The sequence below is a fragment of the Gluconobacter sp. GP1 genome (genome assembly GCF_032913585.1).
GTDB classification, from domain to species: domain Bacteria; phylum Pseudomonadota; class Alphaproteobacteria; order Acetobacterales; family Acetobacteraceae; genus Gluconobacter; species Gluconobacter cerinus.
This window is the reverse complement of sequence record NZ_JASGXC010000005.1, coordinates 34,764-51,825: the sequence shown is the minus strand read 5'-3', so window position 1 is coordinate 51,825 and position 17,062 is coordinate 34,764. Positions and strand designations below refer to the sequence as shown.

Below are 17,062 nucleotides of genomic sequence, written 5' to 3'. Positions count from 1 at the left end.
AGAGGCGTCTCACATCGCCAGAAGCGTATTGTCTGACTGGGATGCAATTATGCCATGCTGCTCATGCTTCAGACCTGTGACTTCAACTGTACGTCCATGACTTCGAAGCTTGTCCAGAACCTTTTCCAGTGCCTGAACGGACGTGACATCCCAGAACCTTGCATGCGTTAAATCGAGTACGACGAGGTCAGCGTTCGTCAGATAGTCAATTTCAGCCGAAAGGCCGTCTGCGGATGCAAAAAAGACCTGTCCGGAAATCGTGTAGGTCTCTGTTGATCCCTCGCGGTGGCTCGTTACGGTCAGAAGGCTGGCAGCGCGCCAGGCAAAGAACACACCTGATAGCAGCACCCCGGCCAGAACGCCGGCAGCCAGATCATGCGTCAGCACCACCACAATAACGGTCACAAGCATTGTCAGGCTTGAAAGCTTGGGCTGACGTGTAACGTCTCGCAGGCTGCCCCAGGAGAATGTGCTGATCGAAACCATAATCATGATGGCGACCAAGGCGGCCATCGGAACCTGTCCCACCCAGCGATGAAGAAGGACCATCAGGGCGAGCAGAAAAGCGCCTGCCGTGAAGGTGGAGAGACGTCCACGGCCGCCGTAACGCAGATTGCCGACTGTCTGGCCGATCATGCCGCACCCGGCAATGCCACCGAATGCTCCAACGAGGATGTTGGAGATGCCAAGACCAGTGCACTCCATACGTTGATTGCCGTGCGTGTCCGTCAGGTCATCGACGACTGATGCTGTCATCATGGATTCCAGCAAACCCACGGCAGCCATGGCGACGGCATAGGGAATAACGGCTGACAGGGTCGCCCAGTCCAGGTTGATGTGGGGAATAGTGAGGTGAGGGAGACCAGTTGGGAGTTCACCCAGATCTGACACCGTGTGAACAGGCATTGGATGGACCATTGTGATGACCGTCAGCAGGACAATGCAGATCAATGGGGATGGGATGGCGTCAGAAATCTTGGGAAGCAGGTAGATGATGACGAGACCCAGAGCGATCAGGGCGTAAGTTTCCCAGCCAACACCCAATAGCTGTGGCACCTGTGCGGAAAAGATCATGATGGCCAGGGCATTGACGAAGCCTGTGCGAACTTCCGCAGAAACAAACCGCATAACGGCCTGAAGGCGCAGAAGGCCGAAGACGATCTGTAGAGCGCCGGCAATCAGGGTGGCGAGCAGCATGGCCTGCACGCCGTGGGCATGTACGAGTGGCGCCGCAACAAGAGCAACAGATCCAGCAGCTCCTGAGATCATTCCAGGTCGGCCACCAAAAATTGCGATTGAGACCGAAATGACAAAAGACGCGAACAGCGAGACCGCAGGCGAAACCCCGGCGATGTAAGAGAAGGCAATGACTTCGGGAATGAGGGCAAACGTGCCGACCATGCCAGCCAGAACCTCACGCAGCGGGTTTTGTCCCCACTGGCGGCGGTAGAGAGCGGGTGTCATGACAATCCTTGAGAGTGAAGAGCTACAGGGTGCGACGTATTCGGGCCCGGCGCGGCAATGATGCAGCCAGTGTAACGTGCCTTGAAGCGGGATTGAAGATGTTCACGTCGAAAGATGATTGAACATTCACGGCATTAACGGCGTTGGCATGGCGACAACTTAAGGAGTTCGACATGAGCCGATATCCGAAGCCCCCGTTCGACACGCCATTGCAGAAGCATATTCCTGGCCAGACATCGGAAATGACACCCAAGCCTGATCATGGCGAGCAGACCTATGTGGGGAATGGGCGCCTGAGGGGGAAAACGGCAATCATTACCGGAGGGGATTCCGGGATCGGCCGTGCTGTCGCCATTGCCTTTGCGCGGGAAGGCGCAGACGTGGCGTTGTCGTTCCTGCCCGAAGAAATGGACGACGCCCGTGAGACTGCTGCGTGGGTCGAGAAGGCTGGCAGAAAAGCGCTGCTCTTGCCGGGAGACATTAAAGAGCGCTTCGTCTGCAAGGAAATCGTCGACAAGACGGTGGCCGAGTTCGGCAAGGTGGATGTGCTCGTCAATAATGCTGCCTTTCAGATCGAACGTGAATCTCTGGAAGATGTCAGCGAAGACGAATGGGATCTGACGTTTGATACGAATTCAGGCGCGGTGTTCCGTCTATCGCGGCTGGTTGTTCCTCATATGCCTGAAGGCGGCTCCCTGATTCACACCGTCTCCGTCAATGCGGATCGGCCAAAGCCAAAGCTGTTGGCCTATTCGGCAACCAAAAGCGCCATATTGAACTTCAGTGGTGGTCTGGCAGAGTTGCTGGCGGAACAGGGAATACGTTCAAATACGGTTGCTCCCGGGCCAATCTGGACGCCGCTAATTCCCGCAACCATGGGCGGAGAACACGTTCGCAATTTCGGAGCAGATGGTCCGATGAAAAGACCGGGGCAACCTGCGGAGCTCGCCGGGGCCTATGTCTTTCTGGCCAGTGATGAGGCAAGTTACGTTTCGGGTGCCAATATCGCTGTAACTGGTGGTGTCCCTGTTATCTAAGCAGAAAATTGAAGAAAACTTTGAGAAAGGGCTAGACGCCAGCTGAACCTTTCTCTAAAGAACGCATCGCTGTGTGGCGGATGTAGCTCAGTCGGTAGAGCGCCGGTTTGTGGTACCGGTTGTCGCGGGTTCGATCCCCGTCATTCGCCCCAGCAATCTCTCTTAAAAAATATTGCCTGACTAAAGCCCATTACGGGTTTGCGTGCGTTCTTTCGGATGTGTGACTGCGCAATCCGCATGCGGTGCCGATCAGAAGCTGAAAGCCTGATCTGTGGTTATCAAAGCTGTAAAAACTCCTGTCAGTATTGAACTGACAGGAGTTTTTTTGTCGTCAGACGATGCGATGCACCCAGCCATGGGCGTCATTGGTGCGGCCACCCTGAAGATCGGTCAAAATTTTCTTCAGTTTGGTTGCTACCGGACCCGGCGTCTCGCCGTAGCCAAATACGGCTTCTCCGGAAGGACGAACCAGCTTGCCAACGGGTGAAAGCACGGCAGCAGTGCCGCAGGCGAAGGCTTCGGTGTATTTCCCGGATACGGCTCCTGTGAAGATCTCGTCGATTTCAACGGGTTCTTCGATGACTTCGATGCCGTTGTCAGCAGCCAGTCTGATCAGGCTGTCACGGGTAATGCCGCGTAGAATGGTGCCTCCGAGGGGAGGCGTGACGATCTTGCCGTCGTTGCGCACGAACATCACGTTCATGCCGCCCATTTCTTCAACATAGCGGCGTTCACGGGCATCGAGGAACAGAACCTGATCGCAGCCTTTCTCCTTGGCTTCGGCCTGAGCGACAAGGCTGCCGGCATAGTTGCCGCCGCACTTCGCTTCGCCCGTGCCGCCAATCGCTGCTCGGGTGTAAAACTCGGAAACCCAGACAGAGACGCAGCCTGCACTGAAATAGGCGCCTACCGGGCAGGCGATGACAATGAACAGGTATTCGCTTGCAGGCTTTACGCCGAGGAACACCTCATTGGAGATCATGAAGGGGCGAAGATAGAGGCTTTGTCCTTCCCCAGCCGGAACCCAGTCCTGGTCAATGCGGACAAGTTCATCCACGGCTTGAATGAAGAGGTCTTCGGGCAGTTCAGCCATGCCCATCCGGCGGGCTGAGGCTGCGAAACGGGCTGCGTTGGCTTGCGGACGGAACGTCGCGATATGACCATCGGCTTCCCGATAGGCTTTCATGCCCTCGAAAATTTCCTGTCCGTAGTGCAGGACTGTGGACGCCGGATCAATGCTCAGGGGGCGGCGCGCTGTAATTTTGGCGTCGTGCCAGCCTTTTTCGCTCGTATAGCGAATGGTCGCCATATGATCAGTGAAAACACGACCGAAAGCCGGGCTGACAAGAAGCTGCGCGCGATGAGCCGGGTCCATCGGGGTTTCGGTTTTTTCAATAGTGAAGGTCGTCATGAAAAGAACTTCCGCAAGCTACTCTGATAAACGTGCGGGGCACTCTGCCACAGGAGTTGGGGAGAGGCGATAGGGAAATATTATTTCCAAATTCACTTTCTGATAGAAATTAAAGTTTGCGCGTCAGGCATGAAAAAACCCCGGCCACATCGTGACCGGGGTTTCTCCAAAGCTTCGAAAAGCTGACGGATCAGCGCTTCGAGAACTGGAAGGAACGACGTGCCTTCGCACGGCCGTACTTCTTACGCTCGACAATACGGCTGTCACGCGTCAGGAAGCCAGCAGCCTTCAGGATGCCACGCAGGCTCGGCTCGTAGTGCGTCAGTGCACGGGAGATACCGTGACGAACTGCACCAGCCTGGCCGGACAGACCACCACCAGCGACTGTGCAATACACGTCGAACTGGTTGTAACGGTCAGCGATCAGGAACGGCTGCGTCAGAAGCATGCGCAGAACCGGACGGGCAAAATACGTCGTGACCGGACGGCCATTGACGATGATGTCACCCTTGCCAGGCTTGATCCACACACGGGCTACGGCGTCCTTACGACGGCCGGTAGCATAGGAACGGCCCTGGGCGTCACGCTTTACTTCGTGAACCGGGGCGGCGTTGGTGGCTACTGCAGGAGCAACGCTCGCAAGGTCCTGCAGCGTGCCGGTGCGCTCTTGGGTCTCGGACATGGTCAGGCCTTACGACTCGTGTGAGATTGTGTTCTTGCGGTTCAGGGCAGCCACGTCCAGCTTGACAGGCTTCTGGCCGTCATGCGGGTGCTCGGAACCAGCGTAAACATAAAGGTGCTTCATCTGAGCACGCTGCAGCGGACCGCGCGTGATCATGCGCTCAACAGCCTTCTCGACAACGTGACCCGGGTTCTTGCCCGTGAGACGCTGCGTGATGGTGCGCTCCTTGATGCCACCCGGATGACCCGTGTGGTAATGGAAGAGCTTCTGGCCGAACTTGTTACCCGTCAGAGCGATCTTTTCTGCGTTGATGACAACAATGTTGTCACCGCAGTCGACGTGCGGGGTGAACTGCGGCTTGTGCTTGCCGCGGAGACGAGTAGCGATGATGGTGGCGAGACGGCCGAGAACGAGCCCTTCGGCGTCGATCAGCACCCAGTTCTTCGTCACCTCCGCCGGCTTCAGCGAACGTGTGGTCTTCATTAGTGACATTCCAGCTTGGGGCGCGACAGGGCCGCGCCGTGGATGGCGCTTTCAAAAACAGAAACATCCTCTGCTGAGAATGCTGCTGCCTGGAAAGCGGATCAGGTGCGGCCTTATTGCGGGCTCGCGGCTTTCCGTCAAGTCATCTTTTGGAATCATGATGGCTGATTCGGCCCGGTTTCCAGCCATTTTGAGCTATGAGGTATTATAATACCGCAATTTTTTTGGGCCTGATTTGCCCCGGACGCCCGGAATGGTATCCTGCCCTCAATTCAGGGACCGCATCTTCCTGTCCCCAGTGTCGATGAAAAACAGGAAAAACAACGTGAAACGCCCTTGGCTCACAACGAGCCTGCTCGCAGTCATCGCTGGAATGAGCGCGATTGGTATCCATCACGCAGCCTCTGTTGCGCTTGATCGGGGGATTTCCCGGTTCCGTGCCTCCCTTCCTGTGGGAGCAACCCTGAGCTATTCCGCCGCGCGCCCGGCCATTCTCGCCCGTGGAGCGTTGCTGACGGATGTCATTCTTCAGAATGGCAACATGACGTTCCGGGCACATACTTTACGTCTGGGTCATCCAATCCCGACACCTGATGGTGGCCTGACGCTGTCCCACATGGATATGGTGGATCCGTCCCTCCAGACGCCTACTGCGGTCATCCGGGCTCATTCCGTCACTCTGAATCATCTGGTGACGCCGCCGGCTCCCGCAGGGAAAAGCGGTTTGGAGTCGCTTGATCTGGGGCATCTGAATCTGGAGCGTGGATATATAGATCATCTGTCGGTGCAGAATCTTTCGCAGGTTCTTCAGCCGAACAGCATGCATTTCAACAGTCTGACGTCAGATTCGATCCAGATTGCTGGTTACGGCCCGGGACGCACGACAACGATCGCGATCCAGAACGGCCTTGCCATTGCGTCCCGTACGACGCTTCAGCCTGACGGAACGCCTCGCGCCATGTCAGTGCAGATGTCTCTGAAAAATTTCCAGCTTCGCCAGCCTGAACTTGCCACCCGGATTGCCTACGAGCAGGCGGGGAACGAGGCCGCTGCCTATGCGCTGCCACCTCTTGAAAGCATGAAGCTGAGCGGCACGCAGATCATTTCGGCAGACAGAACGTTCAGCATGGATACGCTGATTGGTACAGGAACGCGTAAAAGCGGCAAAGACACGACGGTTTTCGAAGGAGAGGGTTTTCACACACACTCTTCAAGCGGCAAGGTGCCGGTCCATATTGATGGGCATTCTTCAACCTTGAAATATACGCAAGAGCGGATTGCGCAGACGGGCGAACTGCATGTGCAGGGTGTCTTGAACATTCCAAACTTCACCGAAGCTCATTTCGGCATGAATTTGCTCGGTCCTTCGGATCAGCAGCTCAAGGTTGGAACAGCCAAAAATCCGCATGATGCCATTCAGCTGGCGCAGGTGACTCTCACCTTGCATGGCGATCGTCTGGTGCAGTCTCTTCCGTCCCTGAATGCAGGACGCCCTCTGGACGGTGCAGCGCAGGACCAGGCAAGAACGGTTCTCGCGCAGGGAATGGAAATGGGGCTGTCGCCATATCCTGCCCTGGCGGCTCTGCCGGATTACTTCGCCAACCCCAATGACCGCACGTTATCGATTACTCTGACGCCAAAGCCGCCTTTGACGCTCACGGCATTAGCAGCAATAGCGTCGTCGCCTACGGCAGCCATGACGTTGATGTCGCCGGATAATCTCAAGGTGACTGTCCAGTGAGCCAAAGCGCCAGCACGTCTACGATCTGCGTTATTGGCGCCAGTGGTCGTTCAGGCTCGGCGCTCTGTCGTCAGCTGATTGCTCAAGGGCGCAGTGTCATCGCTATTGTGCGGAGCCGAGGAAAACTGGCTCCTGATCTTACAGAGATGTGCACAGCCGTAAGGCAGGCCGATCTGACAGATCCGGTTGCTCTTCCAATTGCGTTGGAGCAGGCGGACGTTGTCGTGAATACAGCTCATGCCCGTCATCTTCCAGCCATTCTGCTTGCAACCCGTGCGCCTGTTGTTGCTCTTGGCAGCACTCGCAAGTTTACGCGGTGGCTGGATGATCATGGTCGTGGGGTGCTGGCAGGCGAAGCTGCCCTCAAGGCAGATGGCCGCCCTTCCATTCTTCTGCACCCGACGATGATTTATGGTGCTCAGGGAGAGGATAATGTGCAGCGGCTTGCGCGGCTTTTGGAGCGTCTGCCGATTGTTCCACTTCCTGGTGGTGGGCGCTCGCTGGTTCAGCCCATTCATCAGCAGGACGTCACGCGCTGCGTTGTTGCGGCCATTGATCTTATTCTGGGTGGGAAAGTCAGCGGGCCAGAGGTTTTTGTCATCGCTGGCCCCAATGCTGTTCCCTACCGAACGTTTGTTCGGATGATTCTCTACTTTTCAGGGCTCGGTGGTCGGCCAATCATCTCGCTTCCTGCGTGGTTTCTGATCGCTGCTGCTCACATCATGCGGCACGTTCCTAAGCTGCCCACAATTGCGCCGGAAGAAATCCGACGCCTTTTGGAAGACAAGAATTTCGATATTGCTCCGATGAGGGAGCGCCTGGGCGTGAACCCGATGCCGTTGGAGATAGGGCTGCAGAATCTTTTGGCAGTGCCGCCCGCTCATCAGGATCATACAGTTTAGTTTTAATGTTTTGTCACATTGACTGCGCGGCAGATGAGGTCTCCATAGTCTCCGGGCCATTATGACGGTCCGGAATGCGTGGAGACTCATCGGGTGAATCTGAAGTTCCTCTCATCAGGCATGATGTTGTCTTTCGCGGCTTTTGCCCTTTTTTCCATTAGCGATGCCTGTTCCAAAGGCCTTGCTGGGCAGCTGGATCCGTTTGAAGTTGCTTTTTCAGGCGGTATTTTCGGTTTTCTGATTCTGCCGTTCATCCGAAAGCCACAGGAATCCTATTCCGATATTTTCGCGACGGATCGCCCGTCCATGTGGCTGTTGCGTGCGTTTGCGACATTTGTGTCCACGGCTTCCAGTGTCATGGCTTTTATGCTGCTGCCGATGCCAGAGGCATTGTCGCTCATGTTTCTGATGCCATTTTTCGTGACCCTGATTTCCGTCGGAATTCTGAAAGAAAAGGTCTCCGGGTGGACCTGGCTTTCAGTCGGTGTGGGATTTCTCGGGGTCCTGATCGTTCTACGACCGGGTGTGCGGGCGTTTCATCTGGGGCACCTCTGTGCGGTGATTGCAGCCATGGCGAATGCTGCCAGTGTGATTGCCTACAGACTGGCAGGCAACCAGAGCGCTCGACTGTCCTTGTTTGGCTCAAGCCTGTTTGGCCCGCTGATCGGCGATGGTCTTTTGATGCTGGCACACGCCACGTGGCCACATGGTGCTGGAAACTGGGCGCTTTTGTTCGGATACGGTTTCCTGGCCGCTCTTGGTCAGCTCTTCATGATGATGGCAACAGCTCTGGCGCCCGCTAATCGGGTTGCATTGCCCCAGTACAGTCAGATGCTCTGGGCAGTCGCATTCAGTTATCTGCTTTTTCATCAGCCGTTGGATAACTGGACGTTTGTGGGCATCGTTATCGTAACACTTTCCGGCATGCTGCATTGGGTGCGCCAGAAGCTTCATTACGAACGGCTGGCCCTTGAAGGGCATTGGCAAAAACATCATCCGTCTTCTCGTCCGCCTGCCGAAGTGGCTTGAGTGGCGGGTAGCGGGCTAGAGCCTTTATGAGGGGCTGGCTGAGTATTTTCTGAGACATTCAGAAGCGTTGAGTAGCGAGATGTTTCTGCAGAAACGTATGTTTCTCTTATAAAAGATTAGTGATCGTCAGAATAAGATGCGGTTTCGTTTTTGCGGTAGTCTTGTGAGTATCTGCAATTGTCTCAATTTTTGACCTGAGCATCTCATTTTTGTCGCGATGTGTCCGTATGTACTTTTGGGCGTCTCAAAGGTTCTTTATGCGTGACGCGATTGGCAATGCTCGTTAGCCCCTGTAAAATCGTTCGCAACTATGGCTGCGGACGTGCGTGGCTACTTTATTAACTGGTGGAAGAATATCTGCTCCATGGTTCAGAACGTCGTCCCAGTCATCCTCTCTGGTGGGTCCGGAAGCCGCCTGTGGCCGGTTTCACGCAAAAGCTATCCAAAGCAGTTCTGGCCTCTTCTGAGTGATAAGACGCTCATCCAGGAAACTGCTCTTCGAGGGCGAGCTGCGGGCTTTGCCGATCCGGTTGTCATCTGCAATTCAGAGCATCGCTTCATCGTTGCTGAGCAACTGCGCGACGCGGGGATTCACAAGGCCAAAATCGTTCTTGAGCCGGTTGGCCGAAACTCCGCTCCTGCCATTGCTGCTGCGGCCTTCATGGTTGCAGAGCAGGATCCAGACGCCATCCTCTGGATTATGGCAGCTGATGCAGCCATCACCGATGAGACTGCTCTTCAGCACTCCCTGAAAGATGCTTTGAAGGCTGCAGAGGCTGGCCGGATCGTTACGTTTGGAATGAAGCCGACGCGACCGGAAACGGGTTACGGATACATTGAGGCCGGTTCTGAACTGGCCGGTGTACAGGGCGTCTATGAAGTCTCCCGTTTCATTGAAAAGCCGCAGGCTGCCAAAGCCGAAGAACTTTTCCGGTCCGAGAAGTGTCTCTGGAATTCGGGAATGTTCTTTGCCAAGGCTGGCGTATTCCTGAAGGAGACCGAAAAGTTCGAACCCCGGATTTACGAAACCGTTGGGCAGTCGGTACGCAATCGCCATACCGATATGGATTTCGAGCGGCTGGAAGAAGAAAGCTTCTCTGCTGCACCGGATATTTCCGTTGATTACGCTATTGCCGAGCGCACCAAGCTTGCAGCCGTTGTGCCGGGTAATTTCGGGTGGTCGGATATTGGCAGCTGGGATGCTCTGTGGGATCTGACGCCCAAGGATGCAGAGGGAAATGCGACCTTCGGCGATGTTTTCCTTGATGATGCGCGCAACTGTTACGTCCGTTCAGATGGGATCATCGCCACAGTTGCGGGTGTGGATGATCTGATCGTGGTGGTGACACCTGATGCGGTGATGGTCTCGCATCGTGATCGTGCTCAGGATGTGAAGCACATGGTAAACCGGCTGGCGCAGGCAGGCCGTAAGGAAGCTGTTGCGCACAACCGGTGCTATCGTCCGTGGGGCTTCTACGAAAGCCTCATTCAGGCCGATCGTTTCCAGGTCAAGCGTATCGTAGTCGAGCCAGGGGCGAAGCTCTCCTTGCAGAAGCATTTCCATCGTGCGGAGCACTGGGTCGTTGTTGGTGGAACCGCCCTGGTAACACGTGACGAAGACTTGGTGATGGTTCGTGAAAACGAAAGCATCTATCTCCCGTTAGGCTGTGTTCACCGGTTGGAAAATCCGGGCAAGATCCCCTTGACCCTGATTGAAGTTCAGTCCGGTCCTTATCTCGGGGAAGATGATATCGTTCGCATTGAGGACGTATACGCACGAAGCTGATCTGAGACGTCAGGCAGGCGGATCAATCCACCCTCCCTTGACGGCTTCGGCCATTTGATCAGGAGTATCGAGGTCTTCGAGCAATTCGGGGGCCTCGATTTTTTTTGGTGGCAGGTCTGCCCACAGGTTTCGAAATCCTTTGTCCCCACTGACTTCGGGGGCCTTGGCTAATGTGGCGGCAGAGACGCGAACCGGAATTCCCATCGCGCCTTTTTTGTACTGTGTGACGACATTCGCATTGGCAGGGAGGGTGTCCCTCAGCCGGAGCAGGTGTGGCAGAGATAGCCTCGGCTGGTCTGTTCCCGCGATGAGAATTGACCTGTCCCGTCCCCTCAAAACTCGTGCTGCGCATTGAATGGAACTCGCCAGGCCGGTGTTCCAGAGCGGGTTGTAGCATATGTCCACAGGGAGCCCTTGAAGGGCTAAGGCGACGGCTTCGGCGGAGCCTCCGGTAATGATGACCAATCGGTCCGGAGATGTGCTCAGGAGAAGTTCTGCAACGTACCGGACAAGCGGTGTGCCCTGACGGGTGAGCAACTGCTTGGGACGCTTCAGTCTCGTGCTGCCGCCTGCGGCAAGAAGAACTGCGTCATGGGGCATTATGCTGGGCGGTTCGCTGTGATCTGGGACAAAATTGACAGAGCAATCTGCATCGGATTGCGTGCGTTGATGTCCATCCCTGCGGGCAGGTGAAGTTTCTCCAGATCTTCTTCAGTGATGCCGGCTGCGTGTAACGCAGCGAGCCGGTTGGAGATTTTGCGCCGGCTGCCCAGAATTCCAACGCAGAAGGCGTCAGATTTCAGAGCTTTCGAGGCAATGGCCAGGTCAGTGTGAGCATCGTGAGTCAGAGCGTAAACTGCGCTCCAGGCATCCAGGCGCAAATCATGCAAAGCCTCGTCCAGATAGCGACGATCGTAGCACTCCGGCGCCAATCCTTCCGGCGGAAGCGCAGGACCCAGTGGGCGCAGCAGGAAAGGCTCAACCCCAAACTGGGGGGCCAGCTTCAGAAGAGCCAGTGTCACCGGATCTCCTCCCGCGACAATCAGTCGAATCGGTGGCGTATGTCGTCGTACAAACAAATTACCCCGCGTTTGCACAACTGACGGCGAAACATGCATCTCGCCGGTTTCGAGGTCCGTTTGTACGATGATGGCCTGACGGGCTTCTCTCGCCTGACGGAGCGCAGCGACATAAGCGGCAAGGTTTGCGATGGGCCGAACGAAAATGCCGATCCTGCCACCACAGGTTAATTGAATATCCAGAACCGGACTGCCTGCGCCATAATCCAGAGATCTGGGCTGGCGGTCTTTCAGGCATTGCAGGGCTTCTGCTGCAACCGCTGCTTCCACGCATCCGCCAGACACATAGCCCTGTACGTCTCCCGCACTGGAAATGGCCATTTCACTGCCAAGTGGGCGGGGAGACGATCCGGTGATTGACACCAGCGTAGCAAGGGCTACCTCTTTTCCCTGTGCCAGCCAGATCTCCAGATACGGGAGGAGATCGTCTGTCAGGCCATAGTCTGGCCACTGGGGAAGAGGAACAAGCCCGTCCGGCCCAATCATGAAATATCCTTTCCTTTATGGGGCCATGAGACTAATCCCAAATGCGTTTGTGACATAGCCTGTCATGCCGGGGAGTTGATCGGGGCGGCATCAGGTCTATATCGGCAAAGATGAACTCCGGACACGGATCATCAGTGGAGCGGAAATTGGTTGAACTCCTGAGCGTCGCGCAGGCCGTGGATCTTGTCCTCGGATATGCAGGTCATTTTGGAACGGAACATGTTCTACTGGCCGAGGCTTCTGGCCGCATCCTGCAACAGAGTGTCCATGCCGAACGTGATCAGCCTCCTTATGACCGGGTCATGATGGATGGCGTGGCTTACCGTTATGGCGCTGGCGCAGTTCTGGGCTGCCATGGTGTCCAGCGCGCAGGGATACCCGCGCGGCCTCTTCCAGATGGAGCGACCTGCCTTGATGTCATGACGGGAGCCGTTTTGCCGGAAGGGGCTGACACCGTTGTTCCCGTTGAGCGATTGATCCGTGATGGCAAGCATGTGCATTTTGAAGCCGGATATGAGCCCCAGAAAGGCCAGTTCGTTCATCTGAAAGGATCAGACTGTGAGGCGGGGCATGAACTCCTGAATCCCGGTCTGCGTCTGAATGGGCCTGCATTGGCGGTCCTGGCTGGTAATGGATATCCCTCCGTTGAAGTCTCTAAAGTGCCTTCAATCGGCATTGTGGCCACGGGTGATGAACTGGTCGATGTCGGGACGACTGTTCAGAGTTGGGAAATCAGGCGTTCAAATGAATACGCTTTGACGGGAGCTTTGGCTTCGAGAGGCTTTACCCGCCTTGAACGTTCGGTGGTCCCCGATGATCTGGCCGAGACCATGCTGGCACTGGAAAAGCAGCTTGCCCGGCATGAGGTGCTGATCCTGAGCGGCGGCGTTTCAATGGGGCAGTTTGATCACGTCCCCAAGGCGCTGACGAAACTTGGTGTGGAGCGGGTTTTTCATAAGGTTGCGCAACGTCCCGGCAAGCCGCTCTGGTTTGGGGTTGGTCCTGAGGGGCAGCGCGTTTTTGGTCTGCCGGGAAATCCCGTGTCGGCCACCTGTTGTGCCACACGTTACGTTATTCCCATGCTTCTGGCAGGGCAGGGCGTCAGTCGGCCAGAAACCTACTCCGTTAAGCTCGATGCTGATGCTGCACGTGTGTCGACATTGACCCGCTATCTGCCCGTTCGTGTCCTGCACGATGCCTCGGGGCAGGCATGGGCAAGCCCTTATCCGATGCCCACATCTGGCGATTTCAGCTTTCTTGCGGCAACGGATGGGTTCGTGGAGTTGGCGCCTGGCGATGTCGCTGCCCCAGCCGGGTCCCATGCTGTGTTCCATGGCTGGTAGCACGCCTCCCGATCCTGTCCGGGACCGCTTCAATCGCCCGCTGCATGATTTGCGGATTTCGGTGATGGACCGGTGCAACTTCCGATGCCCCTACTGCATGCCGGAAGCGACGTATCATGAACATTTTCGCTTTCTGGAGCCCAAGGAACGTCTGAGCTTTGACGAAATTGTCCGGGTCGCACGGGCGGCGGTCTCGCTGGGCGTCACCAAATTGCGTCTCACAGGGGGTGAGCCTCTTCTGAGGCCTGATCTTGTCTCTTTGGTGCGCAGGCTGGTGGCAATTCCAGGCGTCGAAGATGTGGCACTGACGACCAATGGTGTTTTACTAGGCCGACATGCACAGTCTTTGAAGGATGCTGGTCTAGGGCGCATTACGGTAAGTTTGGACAGTCTCGATCCCGCTGTTTTTGCACGAATGAGTGGGGGCCGGGCACAACTCGAACCAGTTCTGGAGGCTATCGAGCACGCGCAGGCATTGTCGTTCCCCGGTGGGGTTAAGCTGAACACCGTTGTGCAGCGTGGGGTGAATGATGACGGGGTCGAAGCTTTGGCTGCCCGCTTCCGTCATACGGGTGTTATCGTCCGTTTCATTGAATACATGGACGTCGGCACACGGAACCACTGGGAGCTGGGTGAAGTTGTTCCGTCTCGTGAGCTGGTCGAGCGGTTGAACGCTCACTGGCCGCTTGAGCCACTGGGCGCGCAGTATCAGGGTGAGGTTGCGCGTCGGTATCGGTATCAGGATGGTGCGGGTGAGATTGGGTTCATTTCTTCCGTGACAGCGCCGTTCTGTGGGGATTGTTCACGGGCGCGACTGTCTTCGGAAGGGCAGATTTATACGTGCCTTTTCGCTTCGGAAGGGACAGACCTGCGGTCACTTCTTCGCAGCGGGGCAGATGAGGAGGCTTTACGCGAGCGTCTGGCTTCGGTGTGGCGGATGCGTACCGACAGGTACAGTGAAGAACGAACCGCCGGTGAGGCATCTTCGACGAAACGTCGGATAGAAATGAATTATATCGGTGGTTAGATCGGGAGATCAGGACGGATGAAAACGCTCACGCATGTTGATGAACGTGGTGAAGATCCGCGCATGGTGGATGTCAGCGGCAAGACCGTGACAGACCGCACGGCTCATGCTCAGGCTCGTGTTCTTTTTCCCCGGGACGTTGCGCAGACGCTGAGTGATGCCGGGTTCATGACCAAGAAGGGTGCGGTTTTGACTGTTGCTCAGATTGCGGGTGTCATGGGTGTGAAAGCGACGTCCCAGCTGATCCCGCTGTGTCATCCTCTATCCCTGAACGGATGTCGTGTGGAAATCACCATGGAGGGTGATGAAGCCGTCATTGACTGCCGCGTGTCCTGCCAGGGCAAGACAGGCGTGGAAATGGAAGCCCTCACGGGTGCCTCAGTCGCTGCTCTGACGATCTATGACATGTGTAAGGCCCTGTCTCATGACATGGTCATTCGCGAAGTGAAGCTTATGGGGAAGGCCGGTGGAAAGCGTGACTTCCAGCGGATTGAAGCATGAGGCCGCTTTACGGTCTGGTTCTGGCGGGTGGCGTTAGTGCGCGGATGGGGCAGGACAAGGCTGAGCTGACCTATCACGGAGCGCCCCAGTTACACGTGGCGTATGACGCGCTTTCTACGCTTGTAGAACGCTGTTTTGTCTCTGTGCGTCCGGCACAGAAAGAGGATCCGCTACGGGCACGGTTTCCTCAGATTGTTGACGCTGTCACGGTAGACGGTCCAGCCGCAGGTCTTCTGTCTGCACATCAGGCATTCCCGGAGGCCGCCTGGCTGGTTCTGGCGTGTGATCTGCCACTTCTGGATCAGGTTACGCTTGAAACTCTGATTACTGCCCGTGATGATCGGCATGTGGCAGTGGCTTACCGCAGCGAACATGACGGACTGCCAGAACCTCTCTGTGCGATCTGGGAGCCGAGAGCGCTGGACGCTCTGGCGCTTCAGGTCGAAGGAGGGCGGAAGTGTCCTCGTAAGCTTCTTATCAATAGCCAGACGTTACTGCTTTCCCCGCGGACAGTCGGTGCTCTGGATAACATCAATACTCCGGAAGAACGTGCAAGCGTCTCACGGCGATTGGGAGGACAGATGATCCGCCTTGATGTGGAATATTTTGCTCAGATGCGTGAACTCGCAGGGCAGAAAACCGAAACTGTGGAAACGCATTTCGGAACGGTCGGCCCGCTTTATGAGCAGCTGAAAGAGAAATATGGCTTTCCGTTCGAGGCTGATCGCCTGCGGGTTGCTTTGAATGGAGATTTCGCACCTTGGACGCAGCCTCTGAAGAGCGGGGACCACGTTGTGTTCATTCCGCCGGTGACCGGCGGATGACCCATTTTCTGATGGCTGATGCGCCAGTCGATCTGAACATGCTGCGAGAGGGCTTACATCTGGCTGAAGCAGGTGGCTTCTGCACTTTTGAAGGCTGGGTTCGCAATAGCAACGAGGGCCGTCCAGTGGATGGCCTGGAATATGAATCCTACGCTGCTCTCGCTGAAAAAGAGGGTGCGCGGATTATTGAAGAAGCATTGGCTCGATTTGAAATCAGCCATGCTGTGGCCATGCACCGGACGGGAACACTACGGGTTGGGGATGTTGCCGTCTGGATCGGCGTGTCCGCGCCTCATCGCGATGCTGCATTCCGAGCCTGTCGTTATATCATCGACGAGATCAAGCACCGGGTGCCCGTCTGGAAGAAAGAGCATTATCTGGATGGTGACGCCGAATGGGTGGCCTGCCATCACTGTCAGGTCGCTCCCCGGATAAGCGATGACGATCACGGGCACGACCATCATCACCACCACGATCATGGGTCTTGCGGTCACAAGCACTGATCTATTGCCCGGCGAGTGCGTCTGACTATGGCCGGGCATTCTCTTCTTTCTGAAAAATCAGAGTGTTGCTGTCCTCTTTCCAGGAGAGGGCAGCGAGCATTTTTTTTCGTGCAACAAGCGTGCGGTCACGCATTTTTAGTTTGATATTGCAAATCATTCTCAATTAGAGTGTCTCTGGTTCTGCTGATTCGGAGATTGATCATGACACGGACACCGCTTTTCCTGTCTGACCTGTGCTGCTGCGAAAGACTGGCACTCTGGAGTATCCGGTGTCTGGTCAGCCGATACCGCCTGCCGTACTGCCATGAAACCCGCACGACGGATGGCATGTTTCCGGCATCTTTCCGTCCTGTTCTTGATGCCGCGGAGCGCGCGTTCGAGGATGCAGCCCAGCATCTTAGAGAAGCCGGGCAGCCTGTGCTGGATATCAATCCGCCAGGCTCTCAGGGGCTAAGTGCGATGGAGGAGCGCTTTCTCCAGGGGATTCAGACGGTGCAGAATGATGGCCAGAAGGAAGTCTTCCACCTTCTTGCCGACCTTTTCCCCGAGCGACTGATGCAGGGCTACATCGTCACGGCTCTCGCCCTGATTTCAGACTGTATGGCTGGGATCGGTCACTGGCTTCCGCGGCATGAGCGCAAGACAGCGGGGGCCGGAGCTTTGTCATCTCTGGCACGATGGAAAAAGATTCATCCGGCTGAAATGCGGGTTCTTTGGCCACGGGATATCCCTCAGGCCTGGGCGGGACGCACTCTGCACTGAAT

At 56.1% G+C, this 17,062-nt stretch carries 17 protein-coding genes and 1 tRNA gene; 12 read left to right on the top strand and 6 right to left on the bottom strand.

Translation table 11 applies throughout. The annotated features are described in order from the left end of the window. Positions 1–9 precede the first annotated feature (9 nt). Positions 10–1,464: a SulP family inorganic anion transporter gene (locus tag R5H23_RS12785; RefSeq protein ID WP_317215647.1), complete on the bottom strand. Its 1,455-nt coding sequence runs from the start codon at positions 1,462–1,464 to the stop codon at positions 10–12. Positions 1,465–1,637: 173 nt separating this feature from the next. On the opposite strand from R5H23_RS12785, the gene R5H23_RS12780 reads away from it, so the two are divergent. Both R5H23_RS12780 and R5H23_RS12775 read left to right on the top strand, forming a co-directional pair. Continuing rightward, on the top strand, positions 1,638–2,501 hold the full coding sequence (locus tag R5H23_RS12780) for an SDR family oxidoreductase (protein WP_099213128.1): 864 nt from the start codon (positions 1,638–1,640) through the stop codon (positions 2,499–2,501). 76 nt (positions 2,502–2,577) lie between these two features. Next, a tRNA-His gene (locus R5H23_RS12775) sits at positions 2,578–2,653 on the top strand. 179 nt (positions 2,654–2,832) lie between these two features. Here R5H23_RS12775 and R5H23_RS12770 read toward each other — a convergent pair. The 3 genes from R5H23_RS12770 to rplM all read right to left on the bottom strand — a co-directional run bounded on the left by R5H23_RS12770 (position 2,833) and on the right by rplM (position 5,077). Next, on the bottom strand, positions 2,833–3,912 hold the full coding sequence (locus R5H23_RS12770; protein WP_317215645.1) for a branched-chain amino acid aminotransferase: 1,080 nt from the start codon (positions 3,910–3,912) through the stop codon (positions 2,833–2,835). Between the two features lie 190 nt (positions 3,913–4,102). Next, entirely contained in the window at positions 4,103–4,594 is a 492-nt protein-coding gene (gene rpsI, locus R5H23_RS12765; RefSeq protein WP_010502298.1) for a 30S ribosomal protein S9, read from the bottom strand. 9 nt (positions 4,595–4,603) lie between these two features. Continuing rightward, the gene (gene rplM / locus R5H23_RS12760; RefSeq protein WP_046901116.1) at positions 4,604–5,077 is read right to left on the bottom strand and encodes a 50S ribosomal protein L13; all 474 of its coding nucleotides are present in this window, start codon (positions 5,075–5,077) and stop codon (positions 4,604–4,606) included. Between the two features lie 325 nt (positions 5,078–5,402). On the opposite strand from rplM, the gene R5H23_RS12755 reads away from it, so the two are divergent. The 4 genes from R5H23_RS12755 to R5H23_RS12740 all read left to right on the top strand — a co-directional run bounded on the left by R5H23_RS12755 (position 5,403) and on the right by R5H23_RS12740 (position 10,535). Continuing rightward, complete coding sequence (locus tag R5H23_RS12755; RefSeq protein ID WP_317215643.1) at positions 5,403–6,818, top strand: hypothetical protein; 1,416 nt, start codon at positions 5,403–5,405, stop codon at positions 6,816–6,818. Beyond that, positions 6,815–7,720, top strand: a complete 906-nt coding sequence (locus tag R5H23_RS12750) for an NAD-dependent epimerase/dehydratase family protein (protein ID WP_317215641.1) — start codon at positions 6,815–6,817, stop codon at positions 7,718–7,720. The genes R5H23_RS12755 and R5H23_RS12750 overlap by 4 nt, the downstream gene beginning before the upstream one ends. Before the next feature lie 93 nt (positions 7,721–7,813). Next, positions 7,814–8,749, top strand: coding sequence for a DMT family transporter (locus R5H23_RS12745; RefSeq protein WP_211508660.1), 936 nt, complete (start codon positions 7,814–7,816; stop codon positions 8,747–8,749). Between the two features lie 364 nt (positions 8,750–9,113). Continuing rightward, positions 9,114–10,535 carry a mannose-1-phosphate guanylyltransferase/mannose-6-phosphate isomerase gene (locus tag R5H23_RS12740; protein WP_317215721.1) on the top strand — a complete coding sequence of 474 codons (1,422 nt, stop codon included), beginning with the start codon at positions 9,114–9,116 and terminating at the stop codon, positions 10,533–10,535. A 9-nt stretch (positions 10,536–10,544) separates the two neighbouring features. Here the strand turns inward: R5H23_RS12740 and R5H23_RS12735 are convergent, their stop codons facing one another. Further along, positions 10,545–11,135 carry a nucleotidyltransferase family protein gene (locus R5H23_RS12735; RefSeq protein ID WP_317215639.1) on the bottom strand — a complete coding sequence of 197 codons (591 nt, stop codon included), beginning with the start codon at positions 11,133–11,135 and terminating at the stop codon, positions 10,545–10,547. Continuing rightward, the gene (locus tag R5H23_RS12730) at positions 11,135–12,100 is read right to left on the bottom strand and encodes an XdhC family protein (RefSeq protein ID WP_317215638.1); all 966 of its coding nucleotides are present in this window, start codon (positions 12,098–12,100) and stop codon (positions 11,135–11,137) included. Before R5H23_RS12730 ends, R5H23_RS12735 begins: the two co-directional genes overlap by 1 nt. A 146-nt stretch (positions 12,101–12,246) precedes the next feature. Between R5H23_RS12730 and R5H23_RS12725 the strand changes: the two genes are divergently transcribed. The 6 genes from R5H23_RS12725 (at position 12,247) to R5H23_RS12700 (ending at position 17,060) form a co-directional block, all read left to right on the top strand. Continuing rightward, positions 12,247–13,443, top strand: a complete 1,197-nt coding sequence (locus tag R5H23_RS12725) for a molybdopterin molybdotransferase MoeA (RefSeq protein WP_317215637.1) — start codon at positions 12,247–12,249, stop codon at positions 13,441–13,443. Then, positions 13,397–14,470 carry a GTP 3',8-cyclase MoaA gene (gene moaA / locus R5H23_RS12720; RefSeq protein ID WP_408874354.1) on the top strand — a complete coding sequence of 358 codons (1,074 nt, stop codon included), beginning with the start codon at positions 13,397–13,399 and terminating at the stop codon, positions 14,468–14,470. The genes R5H23_RS12725 and moaA overlap by 47 nt, the downstream gene beginning before the upstream one ends. An 18-nt stretch (positions 14,471–14,488) precedes the next feature. Continuing rightward, the gene (gene moaC, locus R5H23_RS12715) at positions 14,489–14,971 is read left to right on the top strand and encodes a cyclic pyranopterin monophosphate synthase MoaC (protein WP_211496701.1); all 483 of its coding nucleotides are present in this window, start codon (positions 14,489–14,491) and stop codon (positions 14,969–14,971) included. After that, a complete protein-coding gene (locus tag R5H23_RS12710) occupies positions 14,968–15,795 on the top strand; it encodes a MoaD family protein (RefSeq protein ID WP_317215636.1) in 828 nt (275 codons plus the stop codon). Before moaC ends, R5H23_RS12710 begins: the two co-directional genes overlap by 4 nt. Beyond that, positions 15,792–16,298 carry a molybdenum cofactor biosynthesis protein MoaE gene (locus R5H23_RS12705; RefSeq protein WP_099213138.1) on the top strand — a complete coding sequence of 169 codons (507 nt, stop codon included), beginning with the start codon at positions 15,792–15,794 and terminating at the stop codon, positions 16,296–16,298. Before R5H23_RS12710 ends, R5H23_RS12705 begins: the two co-directional genes overlap by 4 nt. 201 nt (positions 16,299–16,499) lie before the next feature. Then, positions 16,500–17,060 carry a hypothetical protein gene (locus R5H23_RS12700; RefSeq protein ID WP_198942027.1) on the top strand — a complete coding sequence of 187 codons (561 nt, stop codon included), beginning with the start codon at positions 16,500–16,502 and terminating at the stop codon, positions 17,058–17,060. Positions 17,061–17,062 lie beyond the last annotated feature (2 nt).